This is a genomic window from Catelliglobosispora koreensis DSM 44566, assembly GCF_000379685.1.
GTDB classification, from domain to species: Bacteria; Actinomycetota; Actinomycetes; order Mycobacteriales; family Micromonosporaceae; genus Catelliglobosispora; species Catelliglobosispora koreensis.
Window position 1 is genome coordinate 69,921 of the sequence record NZ_KB903252.1, and the last position, 25,477, is coordinate 95,397.

At 62.8% G+C, this 25,477-nt stretch carries 20 protein-coding genes; 7 read left to right on the forward strand and 13 right to left on the reverse strand.

Features of this window, described 5'->3' with window-relative positions:
* Nucleotides 1-339: 339 nt before the first annotated feature.
* A complete protein-coding gene (locus A3E1_RS0112585) occupies nucleotides 340-765 on the reverse strand; it encodes a GNAT family N-acetyltransferase (RefSeq protein ID WP_020521124.1) in 426 nt (141 codons plus the stop codon).
* A gap of 41 nt (nucleotides 766-806) precedes the next feature.
* On the opposite strand from A3E1_RS0112585, the gene A3E1_RS40025 reads away from it, so the two are divergent.
* Nucleotides 807-1,991: a GNAT family N-acetyltransferase gene (locus A3E1_RS40025; protein ID WP_020521125.1), complete on the forward strand. Its 1,185-nt coding sequence runs from the start codon at nucleotides 807-809 to the stop codon at nucleotides 1,989-1,991.
* A gap of 181 nt (nucleotides 1,992-2,172) precedes the next feature.
* Here A3E1_RS40025 and A3E1_RS40030 read toward each other — a convergent pair whose 3' ends face one another.
* From A3E1_RS40030 to A3E1_RS0112605, 3 genes are all read right to left on the reverse strand, one after another.
* The gene (locus A3E1_RS40030; protein ID WP_020521126.1) at nucleotides 2,173-2,973 is read right to left on the reverse strand and encodes a polysaccharide deacetylase family protein; all 801 of its coding nucleotides are present in this window, start codon (nucleotides 2,971-2,973) and stop codon (nucleotides 2,173-2,175) included.
* Between the two features lie 10 nt (nucleotides 2,974-2,983).
* Nucleotides 2,984-3,805: a dimethylargininase gene (gene ddaH / locus A3E1_RS0112600; protein WP_020521127.1), complete on the reverse strand. Its 822-nt coding sequence runs from the start codon at nucleotides 3,803-3,805 to the stop codon at nucleotides 2,984-2,986.
* Nucleotides 3,806-3,893: 88 nt separating this feature from the next.
* Entirely contained in the window at nucleotides 3,894-4,973 is a 1,080-nt protein-coding gene (locus A3E1_RS0112605) for a lysylphosphatidylglycerol synthase transmembrane domain-containing protein (RefSeq protein WP_020521128.1), read from the reverse strand.
* 68 nt (nucleotides 4,974-5,041) lie between these two features.
* Between A3E1_RS0112605 and A3E1_RS0112610 the strand changes: the two genes are divergently transcribed.
* Nucleotides 5,042-5,542, forward strand: coding sequence for a MarR family winged helix-turn-helix transcriptional regulator (locus A3E1_RS0112610; protein ID WP_026208362.1), 501 nt, complete (start codon nucleotides 5,042-5,044; stop codon nucleotides 5,540-5,542).
* Nucleotides 5,543-5,582: 40 nt separating this feature from the next.
* Nucleotides 5,583-7,016: an MFS transporter gene (locus tag A3E1_RS40035; protein ID WP_020521130.1), complete on the forward strand. Its 1,434-nt coding sequence runs from the start codon at nucleotides 5,583-5,585 to the stop codon at nucleotides 7,014-7,016.
* Nucleotides 7,017-7,180: 164 nt separating this feature from the next.
* Here the strand turns inward: A3E1_RS40035 and A3E1_RS44640 are convergent, their stop codons facing one another.
* The 3 genes from A3E1_RS44640 to A3E1_RS0112630 all read right to left on the reverse strand — a co-directional run bounded on the left by A3E1_RS44640 (nucleotide 7,181) and on the right by A3E1_RS0112630 (nucleotide 15,554).
* Nucleotides 7,181-7,648 (reverse strand): SMI1/KNR4 family protein, encoded by a 468-nt coding sequence (locus A3E1_RS44640; RefSeq protein ID WP_020521131.1) that lies wholly within the window; start codon nucleotides 7,646-7,648, stop codon nucleotides 7,181-7,183.
* A gap of 652 nt (nucleotides 7,649-8,300) precedes the next feature.
* Nucleotides 8,301-8,699 carry a hypothetical protein gene (locus tag A3E1_RS0112625; protein WP_020521132.1) on the reverse strand — a complete coding sequence of 133 codons (399 nt, stop codon included), beginning with the start codon at nucleotides 8,697-8,699 and terminating at the stop codon, nucleotides 8,301-8,303.
* Between the two features lie 9 nt (nucleotides 8,700-8,708).
* A complete protein-coding gene (locus A3E1_RS0112630; protein WP_020521133.1) occupies nucleotides 8,709-15,554 on the reverse strand; it encodes a polymorphic toxin-type HINT domain-containing protein in 6,846 nt (2,281 codons plus the stop codon).
* 192 nt (nucleotides 15,555-15,746) lie between these two features.
* On the opposite strand from A3E1_RS0112630, the gene A3E1_RS40045 reads away from it, so the two are divergent.
* The gene (locus A3E1_RS40045; RefSeq protein ID WP_020521134.1) at nucleotides 15,747-16,217 is read left to right on the forward strand and encodes an anthrone oxygenase family protein; all 471 of its coding nucleotides are present in this window, start codon (nucleotides 15,747-15,749) and stop codon (nucleotides 16,215-16,217) included.
* Between the two features lie 44 nt (nucleotides 16,218-16,261).
* Here A3E1_RS40045 and A3E1_RS0112640 read toward each other — a convergent pair whose 3' ends face one another.
* Entirely contained in the window at nucleotides 16,262-16,735 is a 474-nt protein-coding gene (locus A3E1_RS0112640) for a hypothetical protein (protein ID WP_020521135.1), read from the reverse strand.
* A 115-nt stretch (nucleotides 16,736-16,850) separates the two neighbouring features.
* Here A3E1_RS0112640 and A3E1_RS0112645 point away from each other — a divergent pair, with 115 nt between their 5' ends.
* Complete coding sequence (locus A3E1_RS0112645; RefSeq protein ID WP_020521136.1) at nucleotides 16,851-17,129, forward strand: hypothetical protein; 279 nt, start codon at nucleotides 16,851-16,853, stop codon at nucleotides 17,127-17,129.
* On the opposite strand, the gene A3E1_RS0112650 is transcribed toward A3E1_RS0112645, so the two are convergent.
* Together A3E1_RS0112650 and A3E1_RS0112655 are read right to left on the reverse strand one after the other, a co-directional pair.
* Nucleotides 17,103-17,729: an acVLRF1 family peptidyl-tRNA hydrolase gene (locus A3E1_RS0112650; protein ID WP_020521137.1), complete on the reverse strand. Its 627-nt coding sequence runs from the start codon at nucleotides 17,727-17,729 to the stop codon at nucleotides 17,103-17,105. The two genes, A3E1_RS0112645 and A3E1_RS0112650, sit on opposite strands and share 27 nt — an antisense overlap.
* Nucleotides 17,726-17,920 carry an antitoxin VbhA family protein gene (locus A3E1_RS0112655; RefSeq protein ID WP_020521138.1) on the reverse strand — a complete coding sequence of 65 codons (195 nt, stop codon included), beginning with the start codon at nucleotides 17,918-17,920 and terminating at the stop codon, nucleotides 17,726-17,728. The genes A3E1_RS0112650 and A3E1_RS0112655 overlap by 4 nt, the downstream gene beginning before the upstream one ends.
* A gap of 169 nt (nucleotides 17,921-18,089) precedes the next feature.
* On the opposite strand from A3E1_RS0112655, the gene A3E1_RS0112660 reads away from it, so the two are divergent.
* Nucleotides 18,090-18,761: a DNA alkylation repair protein gene (locus A3E1_RS0112660; protein ID WP_020521139.1), complete on the forward strand. Its 672-nt coding sequence runs from the start codon at nucleotides 18,090-18,092 to the stop codon at nucleotides 18,759-18,761.
* A 16-nt stretch (nucleotides 18,762-18,777) separates the two neighbouring features.
* Nucleotides 18,778-21,051, forward strand: coding sequence for an ATP-binding protein (locus A3E1_RS0112665; protein WP_169454395.1), 2,274 nt, complete (start codon nucleotides 18,778-18,780; stop codon nucleotides 21,049-21,051).
* On the opposite strand, the gene A3E1_RS0112670 is transcribed toward A3E1_RS0112665, so the two are convergent.
* The 3 genes from A3E1_RS0112670 to A3E1_RS0112680 are packed head-to-tail and all read right to left on the reverse strand — an operon-like array spanning nucleotide 20,987 to nucleotide 25,434.
* Nucleotides 20,987-21,730, reverse strand: coding sequence for an HAD family hydrolase (locus A3E1_RS0112670; RefSeq protein WP_063825128.1), 744 nt, complete (start codon nucleotides 21,728-21,730; stop codon nucleotides 20,987-20,989). The genes A3E1_RS0112665 and A3E1_RS0112670 overlap by 65 nt on opposite strands.
* A gap of 24 nt (nucleotides 21,731-21,754) precedes the next feature.
* Nucleotides 21,755-22,579 (reverse strand): ABC transporter ATP-binding protein, encoded by an 825-nt coding sequence (locus A3E1_RS0112675; protein ID WP_020521142.1) that lies wholly within the window; start codon nucleotides 22,577-22,579, stop codon nucleotides 21,755-21,757.
* Nucleotides 22,576-25,434, reverse strand: coding sequence for an FtsX-like permease family protein (locus A3E1_RS0112680; protein ID WP_020521143.1), 2,859 nt, complete (start codon nucleotides 25,432-25,434; stop codon nucleotides 22,576-22,578). The genes A3E1_RS0112675 and A3E1_RS0112680 overlap by 4 nt, the downstream gene beginning before the upstream one ends.
* Between the last annotated feature and the right edge of the window lie 43 nt (nucleotides 25,435-25,477).

Sequence of the window (25,477 nt, forward strand, 5' to 3'; positions counted from 1 at the left end):
TGCCGCTTTTCGCCCAGGCCGCGCCAGTGCCCGTGCTCGCCCGCCAACTGCCGGCGCTTCCCACGCAGTGGGCTGAAGTTCCGGGCACCCGCGTCGTGACTGACGCGCAGTGGTTCGCCGAGTTCCGGCATCCGTCCGGGAAAACCCTTCAGCTGCATTCGGTGTCAGGCTTGGGGTTTAGCCCACTGCCGTCGATCGCCAGGATCAGGCTCAGGGGGTACTCAGTGAGGGTTTCGAAGTCAAACGAGGGTTATGAGGCCCGGTGGGAAACGGCGACCGCGGCCCACCGGGTTTGGTGTTCAGGCAGTTTGGCGCAAGTCATGGACCTGCTCTATTCGCTTAGCTGGACGGAAACTCCCACGACAGCGTCACCGTCTCGGAACTTTCCGCAGACCCAGCTGAGCGGTACGTAGCCAGCGCGACCTCGTTGTCCGGGTCGACGCCCACCCACATGCCATAGCAGCCGTTGTCCTTAGCGATCTGTGCCAGTGCGTTGGTCAGGGCACGGCCGATCCCGTTGCGGCGGTACTTCTCCCCTACCCCTAGCTCGTAGAGGAACATCTCGGTTCCTTTGTCGGGATGGGTCATTTCGACACCACTGATGAAGCCGGCTGGAGCATCGTCCACATAGGCTATGAGCAGGTGGTGCCCGTGGCTGGCCAGGAACGTGGCGGCCCACTCGTGGCGGGCGGGATTATCGAAATGCTCTTCCGCGGCGAGAATCTCGGCCGGATCTGTGGCCCGGCGGATATCGAAGGTCAGCACCCCGCCATTATCTCTCCCCTTCCGGGTGGCAGTATGGCCCGGTGGCCTATGACCTGCGCACTCTCGAAGCCAAAGACACCGATGCCTCCTGGGACCTCGGCGCCGTGACATTCGGCTATCACGGCCAGCCACGGCCGGATAACTGGAGCGCGGTCACCCCGGGACGCATCGCGGTCGGGGCCTTCGACTCGACGGGACAGCTCGTCGCCAGGGCCGTCGACCGGGTGCAGGATCAGTGGTTCGGTGGACGGCCCGTGCCCACGTCGGGTGTCGCCGGAGTGGCCGTGGCGCCCTACGCGCGCCGGGGTGGCCTGGGACGCCTCGTGCTCACGCGCCTGCTCGCTGACGCTCGTTCACGTGGCGCGGCGATCAGCACCCTGTTCCCGACGACAGCGTTGCCTTACCGGGCGCTCGGCTGGGAAGAAGTCGGCGCGCTGACCTACACCGCTTTCCCGGCCAGTTCCCTCGCCCAGGTCAAGGCATCGCCGTCGATCACTTTGCGTCCGGCCACGGTTGACGACTTCCCGGCGATCCACGCCCTCTATGCGGCGGTCGCGTCCGCGAGCACCGGCATGCTCGACCGCGCTGGCCCCTGTTTCACGGCCACTGCGGCCGAGGCACTGGCGTCCGTCAACGGCTTCACGGTCGCGGTCAACCCCGACGGCGAGGTGTGCGGTTACGCGAGCTGGGACCGTGGCCCCGGTTACGACGCCACCGGAAAGTTGACCGTCTATGACCTCATCGCCAGCTCTTCGGCCGCGACGGCGAGCCTGCTGGCGTTCGTGGGCAACTGGGCCAGCGTCACGCCCACGGCTGTGCTGCGGCTGACCCCCGACGATCCCGCGCGGTACCTGTTCTCCCAAGTCGGCGCGACCGTCGAGAAGACGAACTCGTGGATGCTGCGCATCGTCGACGCCGTCGCCGCGATCGCCGCGCGCGGCTGGCCGTCCACTCTCGACGGTCGCGTGTCACTTGCCCTGAGCGACCCCGAATGTCCTTGGAATGCGGGCGATTTCGTGCTCACGTTCTCGGGCGGCAAGGCGACCCTGGAGCCGGGCGGTTCTGGCGACGTCGCGATGTCGCCCCGTGGCCTCGCCCTCTGGTACGCCGGCGTCAGCCCAGCCGTGCTCCGGCGCGCTGGTTTCCTGTCCGGCGACACGGCCTCAGACGCCTTGCTACAGACCGCTACCGCTGGCCCTCCGCCGTCCATTCACGACTACTTCTAGCCGGACTCGGCAACACCACCTCCCGGCACGGCGTCCCGCCCTTCGCCCGAGCCGATAGTGCCCGGGCGATGTTGGTTGCGGCGCCCCTTTTCAGGGCTGTGCTGCCTCTGCCTAGTCGCGTAGTTCTACGCGACTAGGCAGAAGAGGTGTCCGGCCGCGGACGGGCAGAGCGTGTGCGCGGCTACGTGTGCCGCGCGGCAAGGAGGTCAGTGACGGTGACGAATTCAAATCCACGGTTCTTCAGCCCGGAGATCATCGCGTCGAGATTGCCGATCGCCACGAGACGGTCCGCCGGACCTGTGTCGTGGGCGAGGATGATGTCGCCGGGCGCGGTCGCGGCGCTGATGTATTCGACTAGACCGGGCGGATCATCGCGGTAGTCCGACTCGAGCATCTGCCGGCTCCACAACACGACCGTGTAACCGAACTCGGCGGCGGTCAGCATGGTGCTGCCGGCGAGATGACCATACGGCGGGCGCAATAACGTCGGTGCTTTGCCTGTCACCTTGGTGATTTCGTCATGCGCGCGCTCAATGGCGTCTGTGGCTTCGGCGAGATCCTGGCGGGCCAAGTCTTTGTGTTCCCACGTGTGATTGGCGAGCTCGTGCTGCCCTTCGTACCCGCGGAAAATGTCTTTGTTCGCGGCGAGATTGCGGCCAACCACAAAGAACGTCGCCGGAATGCCCTGGCGTTTAAGCGATTCAAGCACCTTCGGCGTCCAGTTAGGCATCGGCCCGTCGTCGAATGTGAGCGCCACTAGCTTCCGCTCGGTGTCGACCGACCAGACCGTGTCCACTTGCGCGTGCTTCGGCGGCGTTCGGCGGTCGGCGTGGATGGAGGCGGCGGGGCCTTCGTAGAAAGGCAACGGGCCATTGGCTTGGATCGCGTCGACCGCCTTGACGGCGGCCGCTCCAGCGAAGGCGCCCGCCGTGGCGGACACCCCATGCCGCAGGAGCGCCCGCCTGCCACCGGAAAAAGTCACGCGAGCAAAGTTACCTTCTTAGCTCTGCGATGCAGCACTTAACGCTGCCGCCGCCCTTCTTGAGCTCAGAGAGGTCGGTGAGCACCGGCACGTAGCCGCGGTCCATCACCTTGGTGGCCATGCCGACCGACTCCGTGTTGAGGAAGACATTCAGCCCGTCGCTCACGAGATTGAGCGCGAACGCTTCGGCGTCTTCCTCGTCGGCGATCAGCGCGTCGGGGAACAGTTGCCTGAGCACGCGCTGGCTGGCTTCGCTGAACGCCTGCGGGTAATAGGTGATGTTGTCATCGTCGAGCGCGGCCAGAGCCGTGTCCAGGTGATAGAACCGCGGATCGACCAGCTTCAGACTGACGACCGGCCGCTGGAGCGCCTCCTGCGCCTCGGCGTGTGCTGTGACGTCAGTGCGGAATCCGTAGCCCGCGAGGATGAGCCCGTTGGCGTAGGCGAAGTCGCCTTCACCTTCGTTGGTCAGCGTCGGCGCCCTGAATGTCCAATCGCGACTCTCGTAGAACTCCCGGTGCGCCTTGGCTTCATCAGAGCGCTGGGGGTACTTGAACTTCGCCCCATAAGCGACCCCATCAACCGTGAACGCACCGTTGGCCGCGAACACCATGTCCGGCAGCCCCTTCTCCGGAACGAGCGTGTGCACGGTGTGCCCTTTGCTGATGAGAGCGTCCTTGAGCGCCTCCCACTGCTTGACCGCCAGGCGTGCGTCAACCTCCGTGGACGTATCCATCCACGGGTTAATCTCGTACTCCACCGCGAAGTTCTCTGGCGGGACCATCAGGTACTCCCGCGCGCGCAGCTGCCTCGTTGCAGCGGTCTGGCTCATCACGCGCACGAGATTACGTAACGATCCGTTGTGTCCCTACTTCGATCTGTTGCGTGTCTCCCGTCACGCCGTCGATCCATTGCAATCTTTACGGCGTGGAGGCTGACTCGGCGGCCGAGGACGGCCGTTTGAGTTTCGCGGGGGCGCGGGCTTGCTGATAACGCCACCAGAAGAAGGTGGCCGCTCCCAGTGGAATCGGCAGCATCCACGTGAAGATGCGGTAGAGCAGTGCCGCGGCGAGGATCTGGGCTTGGTAGTTGCCACCGTCGAGGGCGAGCACACCGAGGATGATGAACTCGGTGACGCCGATATTGCCTGGTGTTATGGGAACGATGGCAGCTATGGTGCCCAAGGCGAACGCGTAAAACGTTTCGCCCCACGAGATCAGCTCCGGCCCGAGCCCCACGAACCTAAGGGCCGCAAAGAGAACGACACTATTGGCGAACGCGGCAGCCAGCTGTCCAAACGTGACGAGCCAGCCGCGGCGCTTGAACTCTTTCACGATTAACGTGTGCAAACGCAGGACGCGTTCCGTGATTCCTGACGGGGCGGGCCGTTTGAAGAGCTTCGCCATCTTGTGCACGGCGTGTTCGAGACGGTGCGCGAACCGGTGTGCCAGGTCCTCGCGGCGCAGCAACAGCCACGGAATGATGGTCAGCAAAGCGAACGCGAGCAACCCCACGGCGAGAAGCAACGGTGTGTCATCGTCGCCGCGTCCCGTGAGCACGAGCACGGTCATGCCGATGAGGGGCAGAGACAGGAGGGTTAGATAACGGCCCACTCCCGTAACCGCGATCGCGGCGGTCACTTTTGAGGCGTTGAAGCCCCACGAGCGGTACATCGCGAAACGGACCGCCAAGTCAGCGCCGGTCGGCACAAGCGCGGTCAGAAAGTTGGCACAGACAGTGCTCAGGGTCCCGCGCCACCAGCTCAGGCTCCCGAGCGCCAGCTTCGCCGACCATCCCGTGACCGCGATGACGCCGAGCCCGAGGGCGAACAGCGTGACGATCTCCCCCGAACTCAGGGTGCCGATCGCGTTGGCGATGTCGGAATAACTCGCCACCCGCGGCAGCACCCACACCGCCACGATGACCACGCCCGCCAGTCCGGCGAGCCATATGATCTTCTCCCGCTTGCCTGTTCCGCTCTGCCGCGGTTCGGGCTCCATGGACTCAGATCCTAGGCGAGCGCCGTCGCAGATAGTTCCGTAACAGATTATCTTGCTACGCTCGGGACATGAACACGTCTGCTCCTGCCCGGAACGTAGACCTCATGCTGCTCTTGAACGTCGCGAGCCACAATCTCCTGACCGAGATGACCGCACGCCTGGCAGACCTAGGGATAACCCCAAGAGCCCATTGTGTACTCAGTAAGGCCGTCCGCCAGGACCTGACGCAATCCGAACTGGCCGAGCTGGCAAACCTCGACAAGACCACCATGGTCGTGACCATGGATGCTCTTGAGCAGGCCGGCCTCGCGGAGCGCGTGCCCTCCACGACTGACCGCCGGGCACGGATCATCCGGGTGACAGAGGCTGGCGAGGAAGTTCTCGACCAGGCCGACGAGGTCGTGTTCAGCATCTTCGATGACGTTCTGGACTCGCTGCCAGACGACGAACGGGCCGGCTTCCTGGCTGGCCTTCGCCGTCTCGCGCAGGGACGCCTTTCTGCCGCTCCCATGTGCGATAACCCTCCACGCCGGCGGGCTCCGCGAGTACCCAAGAAAATTGTTGGTTAAAAAATAGTCCCGAACAAAACCATCTGGTACGGTCCCAGTTATGACCGCCTCACAACCATCGGCTCGTTCGCGCTGGATCGCGCTCGTCGTGCTCTGCGCAGGCATGCTGATGATCGTTCTGGACCAGACCATTGTTAACGTCGCCCTGCCCGCTATTCGCGATGACTTGAAGTTCACTGACGCCGGGCTGGCGTGGGTGATCAACGCTTACCTGATCGCGTTTGGTGGCTTGCTGCTCCTGGCTGGACGCCTCGGCGACCTGATCGGCCGCAAACGCATCTTCCTGATCGGCTTGACCGTCTTCACCCTGGCGTCGCTTCTCTGCGGCGCGTCAACGACGCCGGAAATGCTTATCGTGTCACGGTTCTTGCAGGGTGTTGGTGGTGCGATGGCTACAGCAGTGACGCTGGGCATGATCGTGACCATGTTCCCCAAGCCCGCCGAACAAGCCCGCGCGATCGGCGTCTTCAGCTTCGTCGCCGCTGCCGGAGCCTCAATCGGCCTGCTGCTTGGCGGCGTCCTGACCCAGGCGCTGAACTGGCACTGGATCTTCCTCGTGAACGTCCCCATCGGTATCGCCGCTTTGGTATTCGCGACCCGGCTCATCGCCAACGAGCCCGGTGTGGGGCTACGCGAAGGTGCCGATGTCCTTGGCGCCACTTTGATTACGGGCTCACTGATGCTCGGTGTTTACTCCATTGTGGAGAGTCAGGCTCTACTCGGCGTGCTTGCCGTCGTGCTGCTTGCTGGCTTCATCGTGCGCCAGCTGACAGCTGCGAACCCGTTGCTATCACTGAGGATTTTCCGCTCGCGGAACATCACTGGCGCTAACGTTGTGCAAATTCTGATGATCGCTGGCATGTTCGGCATGTTCTTCCTCGGCACGCTTTACATGCAGTTTGTGTTGGGCTACAACGCTTTGCAGATCGGCCTGGCCTTCCTGCCGGTCGCTCTCGCCATCGGCACCTTCTCAGCCGGTTTCTCCGCACCGCTGATGGGCCGCTTCGGTCCAAAACCGTTGCTGATCGCGGGTTTGACGCTAGTTTTGGCTGGCCTGATTTGGTTCGCCCAGGTGCCTGTTGACGGCGTGTACTTGCGCGACATGTTCCCGGCGATGCTGCTCCTCGGTATCGGCGCTGGCGTCTCGTTCCCCACCTTGATGACGCTGGCGATGTCTGGCGCCACGTCTTCCGACGCTGGCCTGGCTTCCGGTCTCGTGAACACAACAGCCCAAGTCGGTGGCGCCGTTGGGCTCGCCGTGCTCGCTACGCTCTCCACGACTCGCACGGAATCCCTTGCCGCTACTGGAGTTTCGGCACCTGTCGCCTTAACTTCGGGCTTCCAGCTAGCGTTCTGGACCGGAGCGGCACTGGTCGCGATCGGCGTCGTCATCGCAGCGACGGTCATCCGCATCGTCCCCGCAACGGAAACCTCAGACGAAGAGGCCCCCGAGCGCGTCCTCGTGCACGTCTAAGCCCCGCTTTGTTGGGCGGCCTCGCGCCTCCGGCGCCCGGCCGCCCTACCAACGATATGCTGCAAGAGTTCACCTGGTCCCGCATATCCACGTCTCCCTTTTCGGGCACCCTCGCAGGGCTTGCCGAGGTTTAGCCGCATTGGGACATCCCCAGGACACAAGTATCAATCCATCTCAGGAAGATTTCCGCTCCCATAATCTTCGCCAAGTTGCTTTGTCAGAAATTCCGTGAAGGTTTCCCATCGCATCATTGGAGCGGAGTCTCCTTCCATATATAAAGCGACCGCAGGATCCGGGGACCCGGAGTTCTCCATCCAGTACACCTGGTATCCCTGGTGCATCGCAAACACAATGGCGCCGTCTGGCAACGGGATTCCGTCCAAATCCTCCGCAAAGAAGTCAGCGGCATCTTCGGCGAGGCTAAGGATTCCCGGATAAAAGGCGTCGGTACCTTGTAGGAGATGGCCTGCCCTGACGCCCATCTCCGAGAGAAACTCGGCATACACCTCTGGGAGTTCACCTACCCCGTATGCCGCCGTAACTTCATCGATCTGCTCCCGTGACAACCCGACCACAGAAGTTGGGTCCTGGCCCTTAATGAACACAGAGATCCGGCGAATGGTTTCGTGCATAAGCGTTTATCAACCTGTCATGATGTTGATCCGGATTCCCGGAAATGCCTGAGTGAACTGGCCAATCAGGCCGGAACCGCCTGTTGCACAAATTTGCCGAGCCAACACTCTCCGGATCGGAGTTGGCCAAGTGACGGACCACATACAAGCTAGTCCGCCTCGACGCTACTCTCCAATTTAGATCATGAGCCCGTCAATTCGAAGCGTGTCGCCGTTTCGGGAAACCTGCCCGCTCCAAAAGCGCAAACCGCTGGCCCGAATGTGCCAATACACGGCGCCCGGAAAACGCGAAGCCCAACCATTAAAGCTGGCCCACAAAGGATTTATCTCGTCCACTACTCGCCCACCGGACTTTGGCCCATTAATCGCTCTCCGATCGCCAGAGCCCATTCCACGCCACGACGCTACGTGTCGAGGCACCGAGGACTACCCCAGCACAAATGGAACGTCGGCCCGTCTCAACCCGCCTCTAGCAAGGCAACATCCACCCTAAACGTCCACATTGGATTGTATCCATCGATTCGCATGTGTTCCAGGCATTTGACAGCAGCCGTGACAGCAACGCCCTTCGGTGCACGACATTACCGAACCAGCACTCTCCGGAGCTGTTGCAAAGACCTCACCGCTCCGGATCAATCGAATGCAGTGAATGCTAAATTTCTGACGCCTTGCCGTGCTCCGCTTCAATTTCGGAGATCATTTCTGTCACATCATCGTCCGTAAACACAAAGGGACGCATTTGATCGGTAACAGCTTCTCTTTTAGCCTCTGGCGTGTACAAGTCATTCCACATTTTGACAAGGTAATCACGAATGGCTGGTCGTTCCATTGCTCGCGTGTCAAAACGACGCCAATCACGCCAACCCTGTGCTTTCCGAGGCTCTCCAGATGCATCATGATAGGCAATGATCGACTCAACCAGCCGTTCATGAATATGGCTCAAGAATGGACTCCCCTGCACCGCCCAATCCACATCGGACGTGTTGAAGCGGATCTCCATTAGACCCTTCTGAAGTGCGTAAAGCTCGTCGATGTTGTCGATCTCGAACATACTTCCTCATCATCCGAACGGATTCAGGCCGTGGAACACGACGTCGTCGAGCGTAAATCTGAACGATCCAGTGTGCATCAGCTCATTTGGCTGAGAACCAGGGGCTAGTTTAGTCCCGGCTGGAAGCCTGAAAGCGATCAGGTGGGTACCTCTGTCCCCGCCCCGTCCCATGAAGAGCGCGTTGCTTGTCTCTTTTGAGCTAAGCATTTCTTTCGTGAAATACGCGACGCCCTTTGAATTTGCAGTTATCACGCCACCATCCATGACTCCGGCGTGGCCAGCTTCCGACGTGTAATGGAATACAACATTGTCGTCAAGCGAGTCCGCGAGGTTATCCACGCTGTGTTTCGCCGCGTCGCCGCAGTTGTGGACCAAGACCGGGGTGTCGGCGGCCATCACAAAGTAGGTGTGGATTTCGGCGACCGTGAGGTCGCGCATTTCCTGTTCGCCCACGAAGTTGTGGACTGAGGCGACGGTCACTTGTTCGCCGTTCGGGGTGAACAAGTGGTGGCCGACGACCAGCTTGGAGGCGCCCGTCCATGCCTTCGTCGTGACGTCCCAGAACGGGTGGTTCGCGGTCGTCTCGATGACCTCGGTGGTTCCGTCTGCGAGCTGGACCTCGACGTTCGTTAGCTCAAGGTCGGTGTTGATAAAGACTCGTTCGACGGTGCGGGACTTGACTTCACCGGTTTCGGGATCTGTGGCGGCAACCTTGTCGCCAACCTTGATGTCGCCTATCCGTTTAGTCGTGCCATCCGCCATCAACACACGAGTGTCAGGATCGAAACTGTGTGTCTTGCAGGCTCCGCCCGCTTTCAGGTCGTCGAGTTTGGACTTGGCGTTGGCGATCAGGTCGTCGGCCTTCTTGAGGAACGCCTCCCCGACAGCGACGACTTTCTTCCACGCCTTGTACGCCGCCATACCTCGGTCGATGGCGTCGTAGATGGCCTTGCCCGCTTTAGCGACTCGGCCAAACGGCAGGAAGCCCAGGAGCATGGATCCGCACGCAATGGCGTCGCCACCAAAGCAGTCGAGGATGTCCTGCACACCAATCACGTCTAGAAGGAAGGCGAGGCCAACTCCGAGAAGGACGTCCTTGATTGACTTCTTCTTCTCCTTCTCGGCTGCGTTCTTCTTGGCTTCCAGATCCGCGATGTAGTTGGCTTCCTGGCAGATGTCGTCGCAGTACTGCGCCTCTTTGCCATCACACGCTTCGCCGTCGATGCAGGACTTGAGGCCTGACGGGTCGCTTCGGGTGACAGGCGAGCTATTGCTGTAGGTGTAGGGGTTCCACTGCTGCGGATCGCCAAGGTCCATGATCGGGTCGACGCTGACAAACCGGCCGATGCTCGGGTCGTATTCGCGAGCACCAAGGTGTGTTAGGCCCGTGGGAGTGTCCTTGGTTCCGCCAACGTAACCCGCGGTTCCCAGCCACGAAGCCGGTTCGAGCCGCGATTCGCCATACGGCATAAGGCGACGACGGTCAATGGTGCTGAGATTGGCAGAGTCAATTTGAACGATAGCCGTGCCTTGGTGATTGGCGACCGTCCATTTGAGACCAGTGTTGTTGCGGATAGCCACGCCGCCGAGATAACGCTGGCCGGAAACCGCCGTGCCCGTCTTTTCGAGCTCTGTGCCATCCGGAAGGTACAGCGTGGTCTTTGTCGTTCCGTTGACGGTGTTGGTGGCAAGCAGACGACTGCCGTCGGTGTTGTAGACATACGACGCAACTGTGGCCACACCCTCCTTCACCGTCTTGAGGTGGCCTTCGGCGTCCCAGGTGAGGTCTTGGAGAACTCCGGCCTCAGTCGTCCGGGTCTTCATGTTGCCGGCGTTGTCGTACGTGAAGGTCCTTGTGGGCTTCCCAGACGCCGTGATTTGACCGACCTGGTGTGGATCCACCGAACCAGCGGAGCCGTTGACGTAGGTCCATTTCGTTGCTTGCGAGCCGTCGGTGTTCTTATCGGTCTGGAATTTGCGGTTCCCGACGTCGTCAATTTCCCAGGTCCGCCAGTACGCGTCGGAGCCGTTCTTTTGCGGTATGCACTGGCCGGAGTTTTGGGTCCAGGCTTCGGTCAGGCGCCGCAGGCTGTCGTAGCGGAAACATTCCATGCCGTCGGATGCGCCATTTTTGTTGGCATCAATTGATGTCAGGTTTCCTGCCGGGTCCCATGCATGCAAGTAGTCAAAGGGAACACCGAATTGGCCTGGCGCGCCAAACTTCTCGGTCTGTATCCAGAGCTTGGACAGACGACGGGTAGTTGCGCTGAAGTCGGACACCACCTTGACCTGCTTACCCGCATTGCCGTGCAGACGCTGAAGCACTACGCCGTCGAAGTCATAGGTAGTGTCGGCGACAAGCTTCATTCCGCCGTAGCCGTTGGTATCCAATGTGGAGGGTAGTCCAGCACTGTTGTAGCCGACCGTCAGGTCTTCTGCGGCGAGGTCGCCAGCCGTTGGGAGCTTTGTCTTTTTCGGAGCGCCGTTGACCTCATACTCGAAAGTTGTCTCGTAAGTCAGTCCAGCACCGCCTACGCCAAAGCCCGGAGCAGTGAAGGTTGTTTTCTTTGGCCGGTAGCCGGAGTCGTAGTCGTTGATCTGAGTGACGAAGTCGCCAGTGGCGTCCTTGCGGGTGGTGGAGGACAGCTGGCCGACGGCCTTGACCGTCGCGCTTCCGTTGAACGCGGCCTTGTCATATTCCCACGTCGATAGCAGCGGTCCCGACGCCGAGTCGGCGTGCAGTTCGATTTGCCGGCCTAGGTCGTCGTACTTGTACCACAATTGCCGGTTCTCTGCGTCCTTCGTGGACAGAACCGAACCGTCGTTCCGGTACGAGGTATACGAGGTACCGGAGTCAGGATCGTTAATTTGGATCTTGCGGCCAAGCTTGTCGTAGATGTAGGTCCACGAACTGTTCGCCGGATCGGTTACCTTCCACAGCTGCCCGGAACGGTTGTACTCGTACTTTGTATTGACCGTCCCACCGGTGGGCTTTGCCTGCCTGAGCTCAGAAATATTGCCTCGGGCATCTGTGTAGGTGACGGTATGCGTCCCACCCTGCGGCGGTGTAGCAATCGTCCTGTGGCCCTGCGGGTCAATCGTGGTGTTCCAGCTGGACCCAAGCGGCGCTCCCCCGCTCCACGGAACGATGCTCGTTTGCTCGCCAAGGTTGTTATACGTGAACTTAGCCCGCTGCTTAACGAACGCGGTTTCGTAGCCTTCCATGTTCTGGTTAGGAGCACCAGCCATACCGAAGGTAAGCGAGTCAGCAACTCCACCCGTTGCGTAATACCAGATGTCAGACACATGCCGGTCGGTGCCGTCGGCCTGAAGGGTCTCGGTGCGTCGTGGGCGGAGCAATCCGTCGAACATCTCGAACGATGCCGGCAGCAAGGTTCCGCCCGGTCCGAGGACCTGAGTCTTAATGTAGGACGCATTGAGGGGGCGCAGCACATACTCGTACTGAGCATCAGGAGTCACATTGACCGGCCTATTGTTCTTCCAGACTTGAAGAAGCCGTCCCTGAGCATCGTATCGGGCTGTCGTCATAACGCCGTTCACATCGAACGCCACTTTCGGCAGTCCAAATCTGACATCCATCGTGGTCGTAGTCTTGTGACCAAGAGCGTTGGATACCTCGATGCTTGTAACCGGGCCGCCTTCGGCCGGGGAGTACACAGTCTCCGTCACCCGGTCCATGCCGTCCGCGGCTTTCTTGATGCGACCGTGTTTGTCGTAGTCGGTGGCAACGATGGTTCCGGTGGGGATCCAGACGTTTGCGCCGCCAGACTCTTCTTTGATGGCTTCTGTTTTCGTCACGCGGCCGAGTGCTTCGGCACCGGTTCCGAGTTGGCCATGGCTGGTTTTGCCGTCGTAGTAGGTGCGGTTGCCGGCGAGGATGTTACTGACACCGGTTCCGGCACAGTCTGTGGTTAGGGCTTGTCCTGGCAGTCCGATGATCCATTTGGCAGTGTCGTGGATGTATGTCGTTTCGGTGCAGACGTCGTCGTTGATGCCGGAGGGGTGGCTGCCGCCGTTTTCACCGTTGTCGGTGACTTTCAGCGGGAGCGGGTAGGTGGGGTCCCATGTGGTGGCGACCGTGGTGTAGCGGGTGTAGTCCTCATTGGAGGGTCCGCCGGCGGGATGGTGGGTGCCGTTGGTGGTGTGGTTTTCCAGTGCCCGCCAGCGTTTGATGGCGCCGCCGCTGATGTTCTGGTGGCCGAACTGCAGGACTTCGTGCTGGTGGCGGCTCATGCGGACCCAGGTGCCGGCTTGGCCGTCCTTGCGCAGGACGAGGCGTGGCTTGCCAGCTAGGGCGGGGTGGTCTTTGACCGGGGTTCCCCAGCCGTCGTTGATGTAGACGGTGCGGTTTTCCCACATGCCGCCGGAGCGGTCGGCGTCCATGCCGCGGAAGTAGATGGTGTCGGTGACTTGCTGATTGCCGGTGTTATCACGGGCGCCGACGATCGTGCGCACGTTGGTGTAGCCGCGCCATTGGTTGTGGGTGCGTTCGGTGGCGGGCACCAGCCAGTTGTCGTCGAAGTGCCAAAGGGCGCGTTCGATGCTGCTGCCTTGCCCGGCGCCGTTGGTGGCGGCGTCATTGGTGTAGACGTAGCGGGTCAAAACGTTTGGCGCGCCGCCGATGCGGTCGTGCTGCTCGATCTCGTTGACGACATACTTGTGGTACCAGTTGAACGCGGCACCTTCCCAGCGCGGGTAGCAGCGTTTTGTGTTGCGTTCTGCGTTGGACATGTTCGCATCCGCGCGCACGCAGTCCTCGCCCGAGTAGGCGACGGTGGTGTAGTCACCGGCGGGGCCGGAAAACGCGCTGATACGCCAGCGGGTCATCGGCGGCCGGCCAACATCGTTGCCCCACACGACCGCGTTGTTCTTCTGGTGCGCGTTGACAACAATCACGGTTTCGTTGCCACTGTTGGGGCGCACGACCTTGTTCAGCCACAGGGTTGGGGCGGTGTCTTGCACCCCAACAGGATTAACGAAATCACCCGTGGCCGGGAATGTCTGCTCGGTAGCGAACTTGTCCACAGTGGACCAGCCCGACGGCGCGGCCGCGTCCTTGACAGTCGACTCGATACCGGTCAGCCGGTACACCGACCAAAACGTCGGGCTGGTACGCCCCGGGCACGTTGACGCCAAATCGCCGCACGACTGATCCCACGGAGTATCCGGCCAGTTCGACGTGGAAAAGTCGGTGGTGCAGTTGGTGTTATAGCAACGCCAGTCATAGGAGTAGATGATCTTCGCCGCCTCAGTCGTGCCGGTGACCCGGTTGTTGAGGCCGTAGTGGATTTCCCGCAACACCGGCATCATGTCGTAGCCGAAAACCGTGGTGTTGCCGTTGGCCCCGTAATTATTGCGGTACGACTCCCACTTGTAGGTGATCTGGTTACCGAACCGGTCGGTCACCAGATCCAGGTTCCACCGGTAACCCATGGTGCACCATGAATTAGCGAACCCCGACCCGGTCCGGTTGAAACACGGCTCGTTCGCGTCGTTGGAATACACCGGCATGACCGCCGTGCCACCACCCAGCGACCCTGGGCCGCCATTGCCGTGTGGCTGAGACCCGAACAGATACTGGGTGCCATCCATCGTGGTAATACGGAAGTGCTCCCCCTCCCACGCCCAGTTCGCCGCACCCGTGAGCCGCTCCACCTTCCAGCCCAAAGACGCGTCAGCCACATCCCACTTCTGCGTCACCGAATCGCGAATGATCTGCGTCGACTGCCCATTGAGGACAATCGACAGCGGCGCCCAGTCAATGAAACACAGGTCGCCCTGGTTACCGCCCTGTCCGTCGTACTTGCACTGCCGGTAAGACCGCTCAATGAACGACACCCCACCGATAGACCAGCCATCACCAGCCTCAGAAGATTGGTTATTAGTCCCCGAACCCAGGCCATCGACAGACTGCGACGAGTAGTCCAACGTCACCGACGGAACCAAATCACCCGGCACCGGCGGCACTTTCAGCGAAACGCTCGTGGAAAACCCGCCAGCGCTACCGCCAGCTGACCACTGAACTGCCTCATTCATCTTCGTCTTCGTAAAGTCACCCGACTCCGACGACGCACCCGCGGCCAGCGCGAACACTGAGGCCCCGGCAGGCTCGGCCTGTTGTGCCGACATCCCCGCGATCTGCTGCCCAGCGGGCTTAGACGCGGCCGGAATTTCGACAGACGCCTCAACCGTCAAATCGAACACGTCATTGACCACACTGGCAACCGGGGTCTGCTGCTGACATTCCTTCAACGAAGGCGTGGTCAAAGCACACGCCGGCAGCTTGACGATCCGCAACCGGGAGCCGAAGTCAGCACCATAAGCGTTGGCGAACTTGCCGTAGTTCGCCGCCACACGCACCGACGGCCCCAAATCCCCCTGCGGAGCAGCCGTAAACACCACACCCCGCACGCCAAGCGCCGCTGAGGCAGACTGCGGCAAAACGCTCACATCAACCAAACCGCCAGAGCTTGGCAGTGATTGCGCCAGCAAACCTTCCGGATCCCCAGCCGTCGCGTCCGCCGTAATAGACAACGGCAATCCGCCCACCGTCACCGGTTCAGTTTCATCGGTCGAAGCCGAAAACGACGACATCCCACCAGGAATTTCAATCGTCGCCGACGCCGCAATGGGCCACGCAGGCGCCGCACCCTGCCACTTAGGCAACTCCGGCGACGGCAACGGCGCGGCCGTCTTACCCGGCAGCGAAGGCACCAGAGCCATAGGCGTCGGATCCACACCCGCCGCCGAAGCGGGCAACGGCGGCAACACAGCCACCAGCCCAGTCAGCAAGGAAACAGCAAACGACGCAGACAGCGAACGCGCGAAACGCACGGCAAAGCCTCCCCGTAACAGTGCCCGGGGGTTGGGGCACAGGGCAGCAACTTACGTGTCTTGGATGCGTAAGGTCAAGGTCAAAAGTGTGACTTCGCAGGCCAGGCAAGGTATGCCGAAAGGATCTTTCCCACTACGCCCGCCGCTTGCGGCAGGAAAGACGCCAATCGGTCGCTGGGCTAAGGTCTGGGCATGGCAGACATAATCTTGGTAGTCGCGGGAACGCTGGCTGCCCTGCTGGCGGGGTTGTTCTTTGGGTTCCAGGTAGCGGTTATGCCTGGGCTGGCGCGGTCCAGTGATCGCGAGTTTCTCCGGGCGATGCAGAACATCAACCGTGTCATCGTGAATCCGGTGTTCTTGCTGAGTTTCCTTGGCCCCATTGTGCTTCTGCCGATCGCGGCGTGGCTGAACTGGGACAAAGCCGGCTGGCTATTGGTAGCGGCCAGTGTCGCGCATATCGTTGGCGGGGTTGGGGTTACAGGGAGCAGGAACATTCCGCTCAACAACCGGCTCGATGCGCTTGATCTGGATGCGCAGAGCGACGCGGAGGCCGGTGCCTTCCGCAAGGAGTTTGAGAAGCCGTGGAATCAGTGGCATCTCATGAGGACAGTGGCGACGATACTCGCCACTGTCGCGGCGTTCGTAGCCGCGCTGCAAAGCTAATGAAACAGTGGCGCCGCTGAAAACAGCGGCGCCACAAAGGAACCCTAGCTCAGGGCCCGCTTGCGCCGGCGGAACTTTTCCCAAAGTTCAAGCGGCACAAAGATGATGGTGATGACGGCCGCCCCGACGATGGCCCAGAGGATCACAGCGCTGGGTCCCATGTGCGCGACGTCCAGCGCGTTCTTCCATGACGCGGGGTTGAGGCCGAGCAGCGGGAAGCCCTCCCAGAAGACGAACCACAGCAATGGGAGCAGACCCATCGCGACGCCGTAGGCGGTGAAGTGGCCGGCTTTAGAGAACAGGATGCCGAACAGCACAGCCAGGACAAGGTAGATGATGACCACCGTCTGCTGGCCGCCCTGGCTGGGGAAGCGGTCGGCCAGGTAGTTCCAGCCGTCGCCGATCGAGTTGAGGATCTGCTCCCAGAAGACGATGCCGAGCACCAGAACCGCCACCAGCACGGCTGCGATCAGCAGCCCGCGCATTATCTTTGTGCCGCCGCCCTCGCTGTCAGCCACGGCGCACCTCCAATATCACTTGAGGGATGAAGCAGCACCGATCATTGCAGTTGCGGTCCACTGTGGTCGATATCCGAGAGGATTTTTCTGGGTACCCCTATGGCAGGATCGTGCTATGGCGAAGTGGGAGTATGCCCGGTTCGAGTACAAAGTGGCCGGGACACTGGGTGATGACAAGTTTATGGATTGGGACGCTGTCTTCCATAGCCCGCAAGGTCCGCAGCGCTGGGGCACGGACGAGCGGTTTGACGACTTGTTTCACCTGAACAAGCTGGGGGAAGTCGAGTGGGAGGTGTATTCACGCAGCCCTGTCTACATGCACAACGAACCGCACCGGCTCTATTCGGTGACGTATTCGCTGCGCAGGCTAAGGCACGAGCCGGATACGCACTAGTTGCGCGTCAATAACGGCCTGCTCAAGGACGGTGAGCCGGGGTTCGGGGACGTCGAGCAGACGGTCATGACGCAGTGGCAGCAAGGCAGCGAGCCGAGCGTCAGCGAGGATCGCGTCGACGGTGGAACGGTCTCCCCCGCACACGAAGGCGTCCAAAGTGCCCGCTGGTAGCAGGATCCGGCAAGCAATGTCAGCCGCTTCACGAACGCCCGCCGCGGCCTGGTTGCCGCGGCGGCGCGCATATCGCTGCTGTGACCAGCCGCCGGCCGCTGTTCTCCCTTGCACGTAGAAACGCTCCACTTTGGACGCTTCCAGCGTTGTGCCTGATGAGACGCCTACGGCGACCGCGCCAGCGCGGGCTAACAGGAACCCGAGCCGTCGCGCGACGGTCAGTTCTGACAGAAAGTCGTCAACGTTTTGCACCGGTGGCATGCCTGGCGTCAGCTGAAGCTCGGCGGTGTCGCCGTTAGCGGCCCTGAGCAGCAGTCCTGTCTCGACGGCGCCGTCGTGACGTTGATAGAAGCCGTCGAGCCAGCCCCGGATTCGCGACGGGGAGATCTCGGCCCACCGGCCGCCACCGGCCGCCGGCTGCACCTTCATGAACCGAACGCTAGCCCATCGGACTCGGCGCGATAAAGCGAGATCGTTAGTTCGGCCATCTCCTCGGCGGTGATCTGCCCGTCAACGTAACGCTGGGCGATCGCTAGCGCGGCGGGACTGCGGCCGAGCTCTTCGAGCCGCAGCGTGGCGTCGGCTTCCGCCTCGGCGAGGGCACGCTCATGGGGATCCATAGGAACCCATCGTGCCACCAACCCAGCCCGGCCGTCCCCGATACGGCCAATGACCAGGCCACCCAGGCGCGGCGACACGGGCCCCGGTGGAAGGCGGGCCGGGAAGAAGGGCAGGCAGCAAAGGGCGGAGGCGGCCGATGGTGTCGGGGGTGGGTGCGAAGATCGAGCGATGGCGGTACGAGAGCTGGTCGATCAAGTGCGCGAGACGCTCCGCTCCCAGCGAGACGCTGAGCGGGCGCCGGCGATGAAGGCCTACATGCGGGACCAGTTCGAGTTCCTGGGGATCGCCAGCCCGCGGCTGAAGGTGCTGATCCGCGGGCTGAAGCTGCCGAAACTGGCCGATAAGGAACTGGCGAGTTTGGTCACAACGCTGTGGCGGGAGCCGGAGCGCGAGTATCAGTATGTCGCGCTCAGTGTGCTGCGGCGGGACGCTAAGAAGCTGGACAAGACATTCATCGAGACTGCTGAATCACTGATCGTCACCAAAAGCTGGTGGGACACGGTCGACGAGTTAGCCCAGCATTTGGTGGGGGTGCTCGTGCAGAACCACGCTGACCTAGTACCCACAATGGATGTTTGGGTAGAAAACGAGAATATGTGGCTTGTCCGCACCGCGATCCTGCATCAGAACCGGTATAAGAGCCAAACTGATGTGACAAGGCTGTTCAGCTATTGCGAACGCCAGGCTGGCCATCCAGACTTCTTTATCCGTAAGGCGATCGGCTGGGCGTTGCGGGAATATGCCAAGACCGATCCCGAAGCGGTGCGTGATTTCGTCAAACGCAACGACGATAGGCTTTCGGGTCTATCCAAGCGAGAAGCGCTCAAGAATATCGGCTAGCCGGGGAGGGACGCCGTTGTCTGAGCTGGGAGGCAGGCCAGATCCGGGCACGGCGCAAAATGCGGCCGGGTTCCTTGATCTGCTAAGGCAATTGCGGGTGGCCGCGGGCAATCCGTCACTGACGGTGTTGAGCCGGCGGACCGACGTTCCGCGTACGACGCTGCACGATGCCCTGAACGTTAGGCGCAGCACCGTTCCGCCGCTGGAGCTGGTGACCAAGGTGGCCGCGGCATGTGGCTGCCCGCCCGCCGAGGTCAAGGCGTGGGCGGCGGCGTGGCGGCAGGTGTGCCAGGCCAACCTGGTGGCCAGTGCTTATGTTCCGCGCCAGTTGCCAGCGCCACCAAGGCTTTTCAGCGGCCGGGAGGCTCAGCTCGCGGAGCTCAACAGTGTTGAGGGCACGAGCGCCGTCGCTGTGGTCACGGGAGTCGGCGGGATCGGCAAGACCTGGCTCGTCTTGCGGTGGGCGCATGACAACCTGGACCGGTTCCCTGACGGACAGCTTTACGTGGATCTGCGCGGCTTTGACCTGGCACAGGAGCCAACGCCGGTAGCGGTCGCCATCCGGTCGTTCTTGGACGCCCTGGGCGTTGAGGCGGCCAGCATCCCGGCTGACCTCGACGCACAGATCGGGCTCTACCGCACGGTGATCGCCCGCAAGAAGACCCTGATCGTGCTCGACAACGCGCGTGACACGCGGCAGGTGGTGCCGTTGCTGCCGGGCAGTCCACAGACGACAGTGCTGGTGACGAGCCGGCGGATGCTGGCTGGCATGGTGTCGGCGCACGGGGCATTGCCGGTCAAACTAGACGTATTGCCCGACGATGAGGCGCGGGAGTTACTGGCCCGGCACGTCGGCCCGGACCGTCTGGCGGCTGAACCGTGCGCGACGCAGGAGATCCTCGACATGTGCGGCGGCCTGCCGCTGGCGCTGTCGACCGTGGCCGCGCTGGCCGCCACGCAGCCCACCTTCAGCCTGTCGGTGATGCGCGACGAGCTGGCCGAGGCGCGGCTGGACGCTTTGGACACCGAAGACCTGCCTGCCAGCGTGCGCACGGTTTTCAACCAGTCCTATCGCGCGCTGGATCAAAACGCTAAAGAGCTGTTTGGCCTGCTCGGGCACGCACGGGGACCGGACATCAGCCTTGCCGCGGCGACGGCACTCGCTGGCTGGCCCGCCCGCAAAGCGCTCAAGGAGCTGCACCTGGCACATCTGGCCGAAGAGCATCAGCCGTCGCGGTTCCGGATGCATGACCTCGTGAAGCTCTTCGCAGCCGAGCAAAACCCGCCGAGCGCGGCGGCGCTGAAGCGGTTCGTTGACTTCTATTTGCAATCAGCCCTGAACGGGGCGTCCATCTTGGACAAAGACCGGCCTCCTGTGGACACTTCGGCCCCCGTCGAAGACTCACATCCGCTGACCTTCCAGACGCGGGCCGAGGCGCTGGAGTGGTTCGACGGTGAACGGTTCTGTTTGCTTGCGGCACAACGGATCGCGGCCGACCACAGCTGGCACGCGATGGTGTGGCAGCTGGCCTGGGCGATGAACATCTTCCACCGGCTGCGTGGCTTCCAGCATGACGCGCTCACAGCGCTGAGGGCTTGGGAGGGCGCGGCACACCGGCTCGCCGATGAGCCAACGCTCGCGCTGGCACGCCGTTATCTCGGCCGGGTGCTGGCCAACCTCGGCTCACACGAGGAGGCGATGGAGTGCCTGCGGCAAGCCCTGGAAGTCTACGAACGCAATGACGATCTGCTCGGGCAGGCCTACACGCGCCTGGTCATGGGCTGGTCGTGCGGCAAGCGCGGCGATCTGGCCGAGGGACTGGAGCACTCACAGCACGGGCTGAAGCTGTTCCGCGATGTGGGCCATCCGGTTTGGACAGTCGACGCGCTGTGTGCTGTCGGCACGTATCAAGCGCGGCTGCAAAGACCAGAGGCCCTAGCCACGATCACGGAAGCCTACGAAAAAGCCAAGCAGCACGACTACCGCGAGGGGCAGGCTAACAGCCTCGACCAGCTCGGCGTAGTACACCTGATGCTTGGCGATTATCCGAAGGCGGTCGCGGCACTTTCTCAAGCGCTGCAAGCGTTCCGGGATCTAGGCAACGTCTTCTTCGAACCAACGTGCCTGGGTTACCTCGGCGACGCTTACGCGGGGCTGGGCGAGGCGAAGACGGCCGAAACCCATTGGCTGCAAGCGATTGATCTGCTCACCGAGCAGTCGCGTTTCAGCGAGATCCCGCCCCTGGAGGAGAAGCTGAGCGCAATAGTTTCAGGAGCTCGTGACCGTTGAGCACGGTGGCGTCGGCGTCGTCATTCGGCGCCGGGGCCATCAGGATCGCGGCACCAACACCCGCACGCCGGGAACACTCGATGTCGCGGTGCACGGTGTCGCCCACCATCCAGCAATCCGAAGGCGCGACATACAGTTCGCGGGTCGCCGCGAAGATCATGTCAGGGTGCGGCTTGTAGCGGCCGAGTTCGTCGCTATAGACCTGCAGCGCGAATGCTCCGCCCACGCCAAGATGTTCGAGACCGACCCGGTGGGCCTGACCGGACGCGGTGTTGCTGACGACGGCGACGGGCAGTCCGCTTTGGAGCGTGTAGTCGAGCAGGTCAGACATGCCGTCCACGAGACGCCAGCTGCGGCGGTAACAGTAGTCGTAGGTCAAGTCAGCGGCATGGGCCACCACAGCTTCGCGCGCGGGCGCTGGCCACAAGTCCGCTACGAGCTCGCCCCAGAACCGCTCGGGCGAGATCTCCAGGCACTCGGCCGATTCCTTGCGCAACTCGTCGCGCAGCTGACCGGCACGCTGCAGCTCCGACTCGATCTCCGCCACGGTCAGCACGCCACCGATGAGCTGGCGCACACGCCCCGCCAGCTTCGGTAAGACCTCAGCGGAATGACCACGATCCGAGGTGACGATCACGCCACCAAAATCCAGCAGCAGGGCACGAGGTCGGGGTAGCACGCCCACACCCTATAAGCGTCGCGCCTATTCCGCGACCAGTGTTACCTCTCCGCCGTCGTGCTTTACCGCGAGCAGGGTTCCCGGCGGGTACGCGTCGAGGACCTCGGGCGGAAGCTGAATGGTGCCATCGCCCGCGATGACCGCGAACTCACGCCCGTTGCGGCCTTCCGAGCCGACCCGTCCATCCCGGATGGTCACGGCACGGCCAAGTCTCTCGCCGACGGCTGGATCGTGAGTCACCGCAACGATCGTGGTGCCCCGCTCGCGGTTGATGGCTTCGAGCGCGTCTAGCACCTCGTCTCGCCCCGCCCGGTCAAGCTGGCTCGTCGGCTCGTCGACGAGCAGCAGCCCGGGTGACGACGCGATCCCCACGGCCAAAGCGGCACGCTGCGCTTCGGCTGGTTCGAGATCGCGAACGCGGCGGTGCCCGTGACCGGGCAGCCCGACCAGGGCCAGGATCTGGTCGGGAGGCTCCAGGTCACGGGGCCTCACCTGAGCCGCCCGGCGCTGGGCGAGCCACAGATTGCTCATCAGTGTGGCGTATGGGAGCAGATTTCGCTTGGCGCCCTGAAGCACAACACCTAAGTCGGTGCCGCGCAAGCGGGCGAGCTCTTTTTCGCTGAGTTGCCCGATATCGGCGAGTCCAACCTGGACCCGGCCCGCGCTCGGGCGCATTAGCCCTGCGAGCAGGGCGATCAGCGTGGACTTTCCCGAGCCCGACGGCCCGACAAGGGCCACCATGCCGCCCGGGGCGATGTCGAGGTCCACACCGGACAGTGCGACCACGTCACCACCTTCGGCACGGTAGATGTGCACCACACGGCGGCAGACAACAGCTAGCCCGATCATCGCGAACTCCCCTCGGCACGGGCCACACGGGCCGCCACCCAGCAGATCACCAGCAGTCCGCCGAACGCCGCTCCCAGCACCGGAAGCAACGCGGAAACGTCTGGCAGGACAGGGATTCCGACGAGTTTGCTGCCGTCGGAGAACACCGGCACGACATGACGTGCCAGCCACCAGGAGATCCCGGCGGCGATCAGCCCGAGGAGAGCTGAGACGAACAGAGCCGCCCAGCGCAGCCCGGCCGCGACCGAACCGAGGGTGCCCGTCTTGAGGCCCTGCGGCCGCAGCGCGACGAAACCGTCTTCGGGCCGGTTGCGTTCCAGCACCGCGACGACCAGCAACGCGCCGGCCGCGATCACGAGTGCCCCAAACGCCGCCAGCACAAGGAATCTGGTCGCCTGCGCCGGGGACTGGTCGCGCAGTTCACCCTGGCGCACCGCGACCGTGCGATCCTCAAGCACCGTAAGCCCCGCGGCACGCAGGCGACCAAGCACATCAGCCGGTGCCTTGCGGTTAAGCCAAACTTCCGGCCGCGCGATCTCACCGCCGCCCGCGGGACCCAAATCCATGTATTCGATATCCATGACCGTGCCCGTGCGCCCAAACCGCGGCACCTGCTTCAGCGTCGCCACCGTGGTCACCGGATAGACCACGGTTCCACTGTGGCCGGTCAATTCCTGCGGCACACGTCCTGCCCCAGCCATGGGCACCTGCGCCGGAATCGCCTGCGGATAAAGCCTCGCGTCTTCGTTGGCGCCGGCGGGCATTTCGATCACGAGACCGTTTGCCCCGCCGTCGAGCAGGTACTTCGACGTCTGCGGCTTGAGCCAGCGGGCCCGGTCGCCCATTTCCGCGAGCGGCACCAGCACTTCACCGGACTCGTTCGTCATCTCGCCGATGGTCATTTTGAGCCGCGCCTGACGGGTCAGGAACCGCACTTCCAGCTCATCAAGCTGACATTCCTTTTGACAAACATCAGCTGGTACTCGGTAAGTCTGCCGGCCCGGCAGAAGTTCCACCGGATCCAGCGATTTCAGCACGCCACCGGACAGCACACGCATGTTGAGGACCACCAAAGCCCCGGCTGGCAATTCGGTGTCGAGCGTGAGCACGAATTCCTTGCCCCGCAACATAAGCGGCTTAGCCGCCACCGGGTGCAACGCCTTCGCGATGGTCTCGTCGTGCCACACCGCCACCGTCGCGAGCCGTGAACTGTCAACGGCCAGGATCGGTGCCTCGGACGATCCGCTATATTCCACGGCCGCCATAGCGAACTCGCCGTTGGGATCGGTCTGGCGGATCGCCTCCATAAGCAACGGAACGCTCGTGCGATCGACCCGTACGACACGGTCAGCCCCGAGCTCGATGCGCGCTCGTTCCTCGCGCGCACGCTCGGACACGTCACCGGCCGCGAGCGCGAAGCCGAACATGCCAAACACGACGGTGAGCAAGGTGACGATGGCGGGAGTGCCGGGACGCCTTGCCAGGGACAGGAAAATCAGTCCCGTGCGCATGAGCCCACGGCGCAACGCCCAGCGGCCGGCCCGGCTGGCTGGACCGGTCAGCAGCCTGGCGCCCGCGAGCCCAAGCCCAAGCGCGATCCCCACCGGGGCAAGCAGACCAACGCCTCCCTGCCCGGTGGTCAGTAACGCGGCCTGAACGCCAGCCCCGGCCGCGAGCACCAGCGCGCCGATCTCAGCGACCTGCCGGCCGGTGCCCGCCGCCACGGTTCTGGTGCGGCGCAACAGGGTCAGCACAGGTGCCGTGAGTGCACTGATCTGTGCCGCGCCACCGGCGATCAGCGCCCCGCCAATGGCCACGCCCGCGTAGGCGGCCGCTTCCCAGCCCGGCACCGGTTCGCCCGCGATCAGCTGCACGGCAAGGTATCCGAGGAAGTAGCCGGGCACGGCTCCAGCGAGCACGGGAATCGCGGTCTCCAGCGTCGGCAGCAGCCAGCGCCACCAGGCCGGAACGCCGCGCAAGGCGGCCAGTCCCAGCTCGCCACGCCGTTGCTCGACAGCCCCTGTAACGGCCAGGAAGAGCACCAGCCAGCTCAGCAACACCAGCGGAACCGTCGCCGTGAGCAGGCTTGTCGCCAGCAGTTGGTCGCTGCGCTCGATGCGCTCGATGAGTTCGGGCATCTCAGTGTTGACGCCGTACTGTCCCGCGAGCATGCGCTGCTGGATGACGTCGAGCTCGCGCTTGAGCGTGGGCAGGTCGGCGAAACCGGCTGGGGAACCAAGCAGGTCAACGATTTGCGGGCCCTCGCCCGTGGCAAGGGCGGCGGTGCGGTCGGTCGTGATGATGGGGCCGCCCTGGGCACCGATGAGTTCCTCGCGCATCGACCAGTACGGGTCGGACGCGTCCAGGAACCGGTAAACACCCACGATCACGAGCCGAACGTCGCCAATTTCAATGCCGTTGAACGTGATCTGGCTGCCGGGCTTGAGGCCCGTGTCTTCGCGGACGATCACTTCACTGTCCGCGACCGGGCACCGTCCACTCGCGAGCGACAAATGACCGCACGAGCCTGTTCTGCTCACCAGAAACGGAAGTCTTGTGCCCGGCCAGTTCTCCACCTGTCCCGGCACGATCCAGCCGTAGATGGTCTGAAACCCTGGCAGGTAAGGCACGGGTTCTTTCGTCTCAGCACCCGTGGTGGAAACCGAGCGCGACGCCAGGATCGTTCGTTCCATGACCGGCGCGGCCAGCACCTCAGCGGACCGCGAATGTTGCTGCGCCACGGAACCGAACAGCGGCCCAGCGACGGCGGCAGCCGTCGCGAAAGCCGACAGCACGAGCGTCACCACAGCGATCATCAACCGCGCCCGCAACGCGGGCCACAACAACGTCGTCATCGCCAGCCCCCAGCGGTGTGCGCCGCTTGGGCGCTGGGCGCGA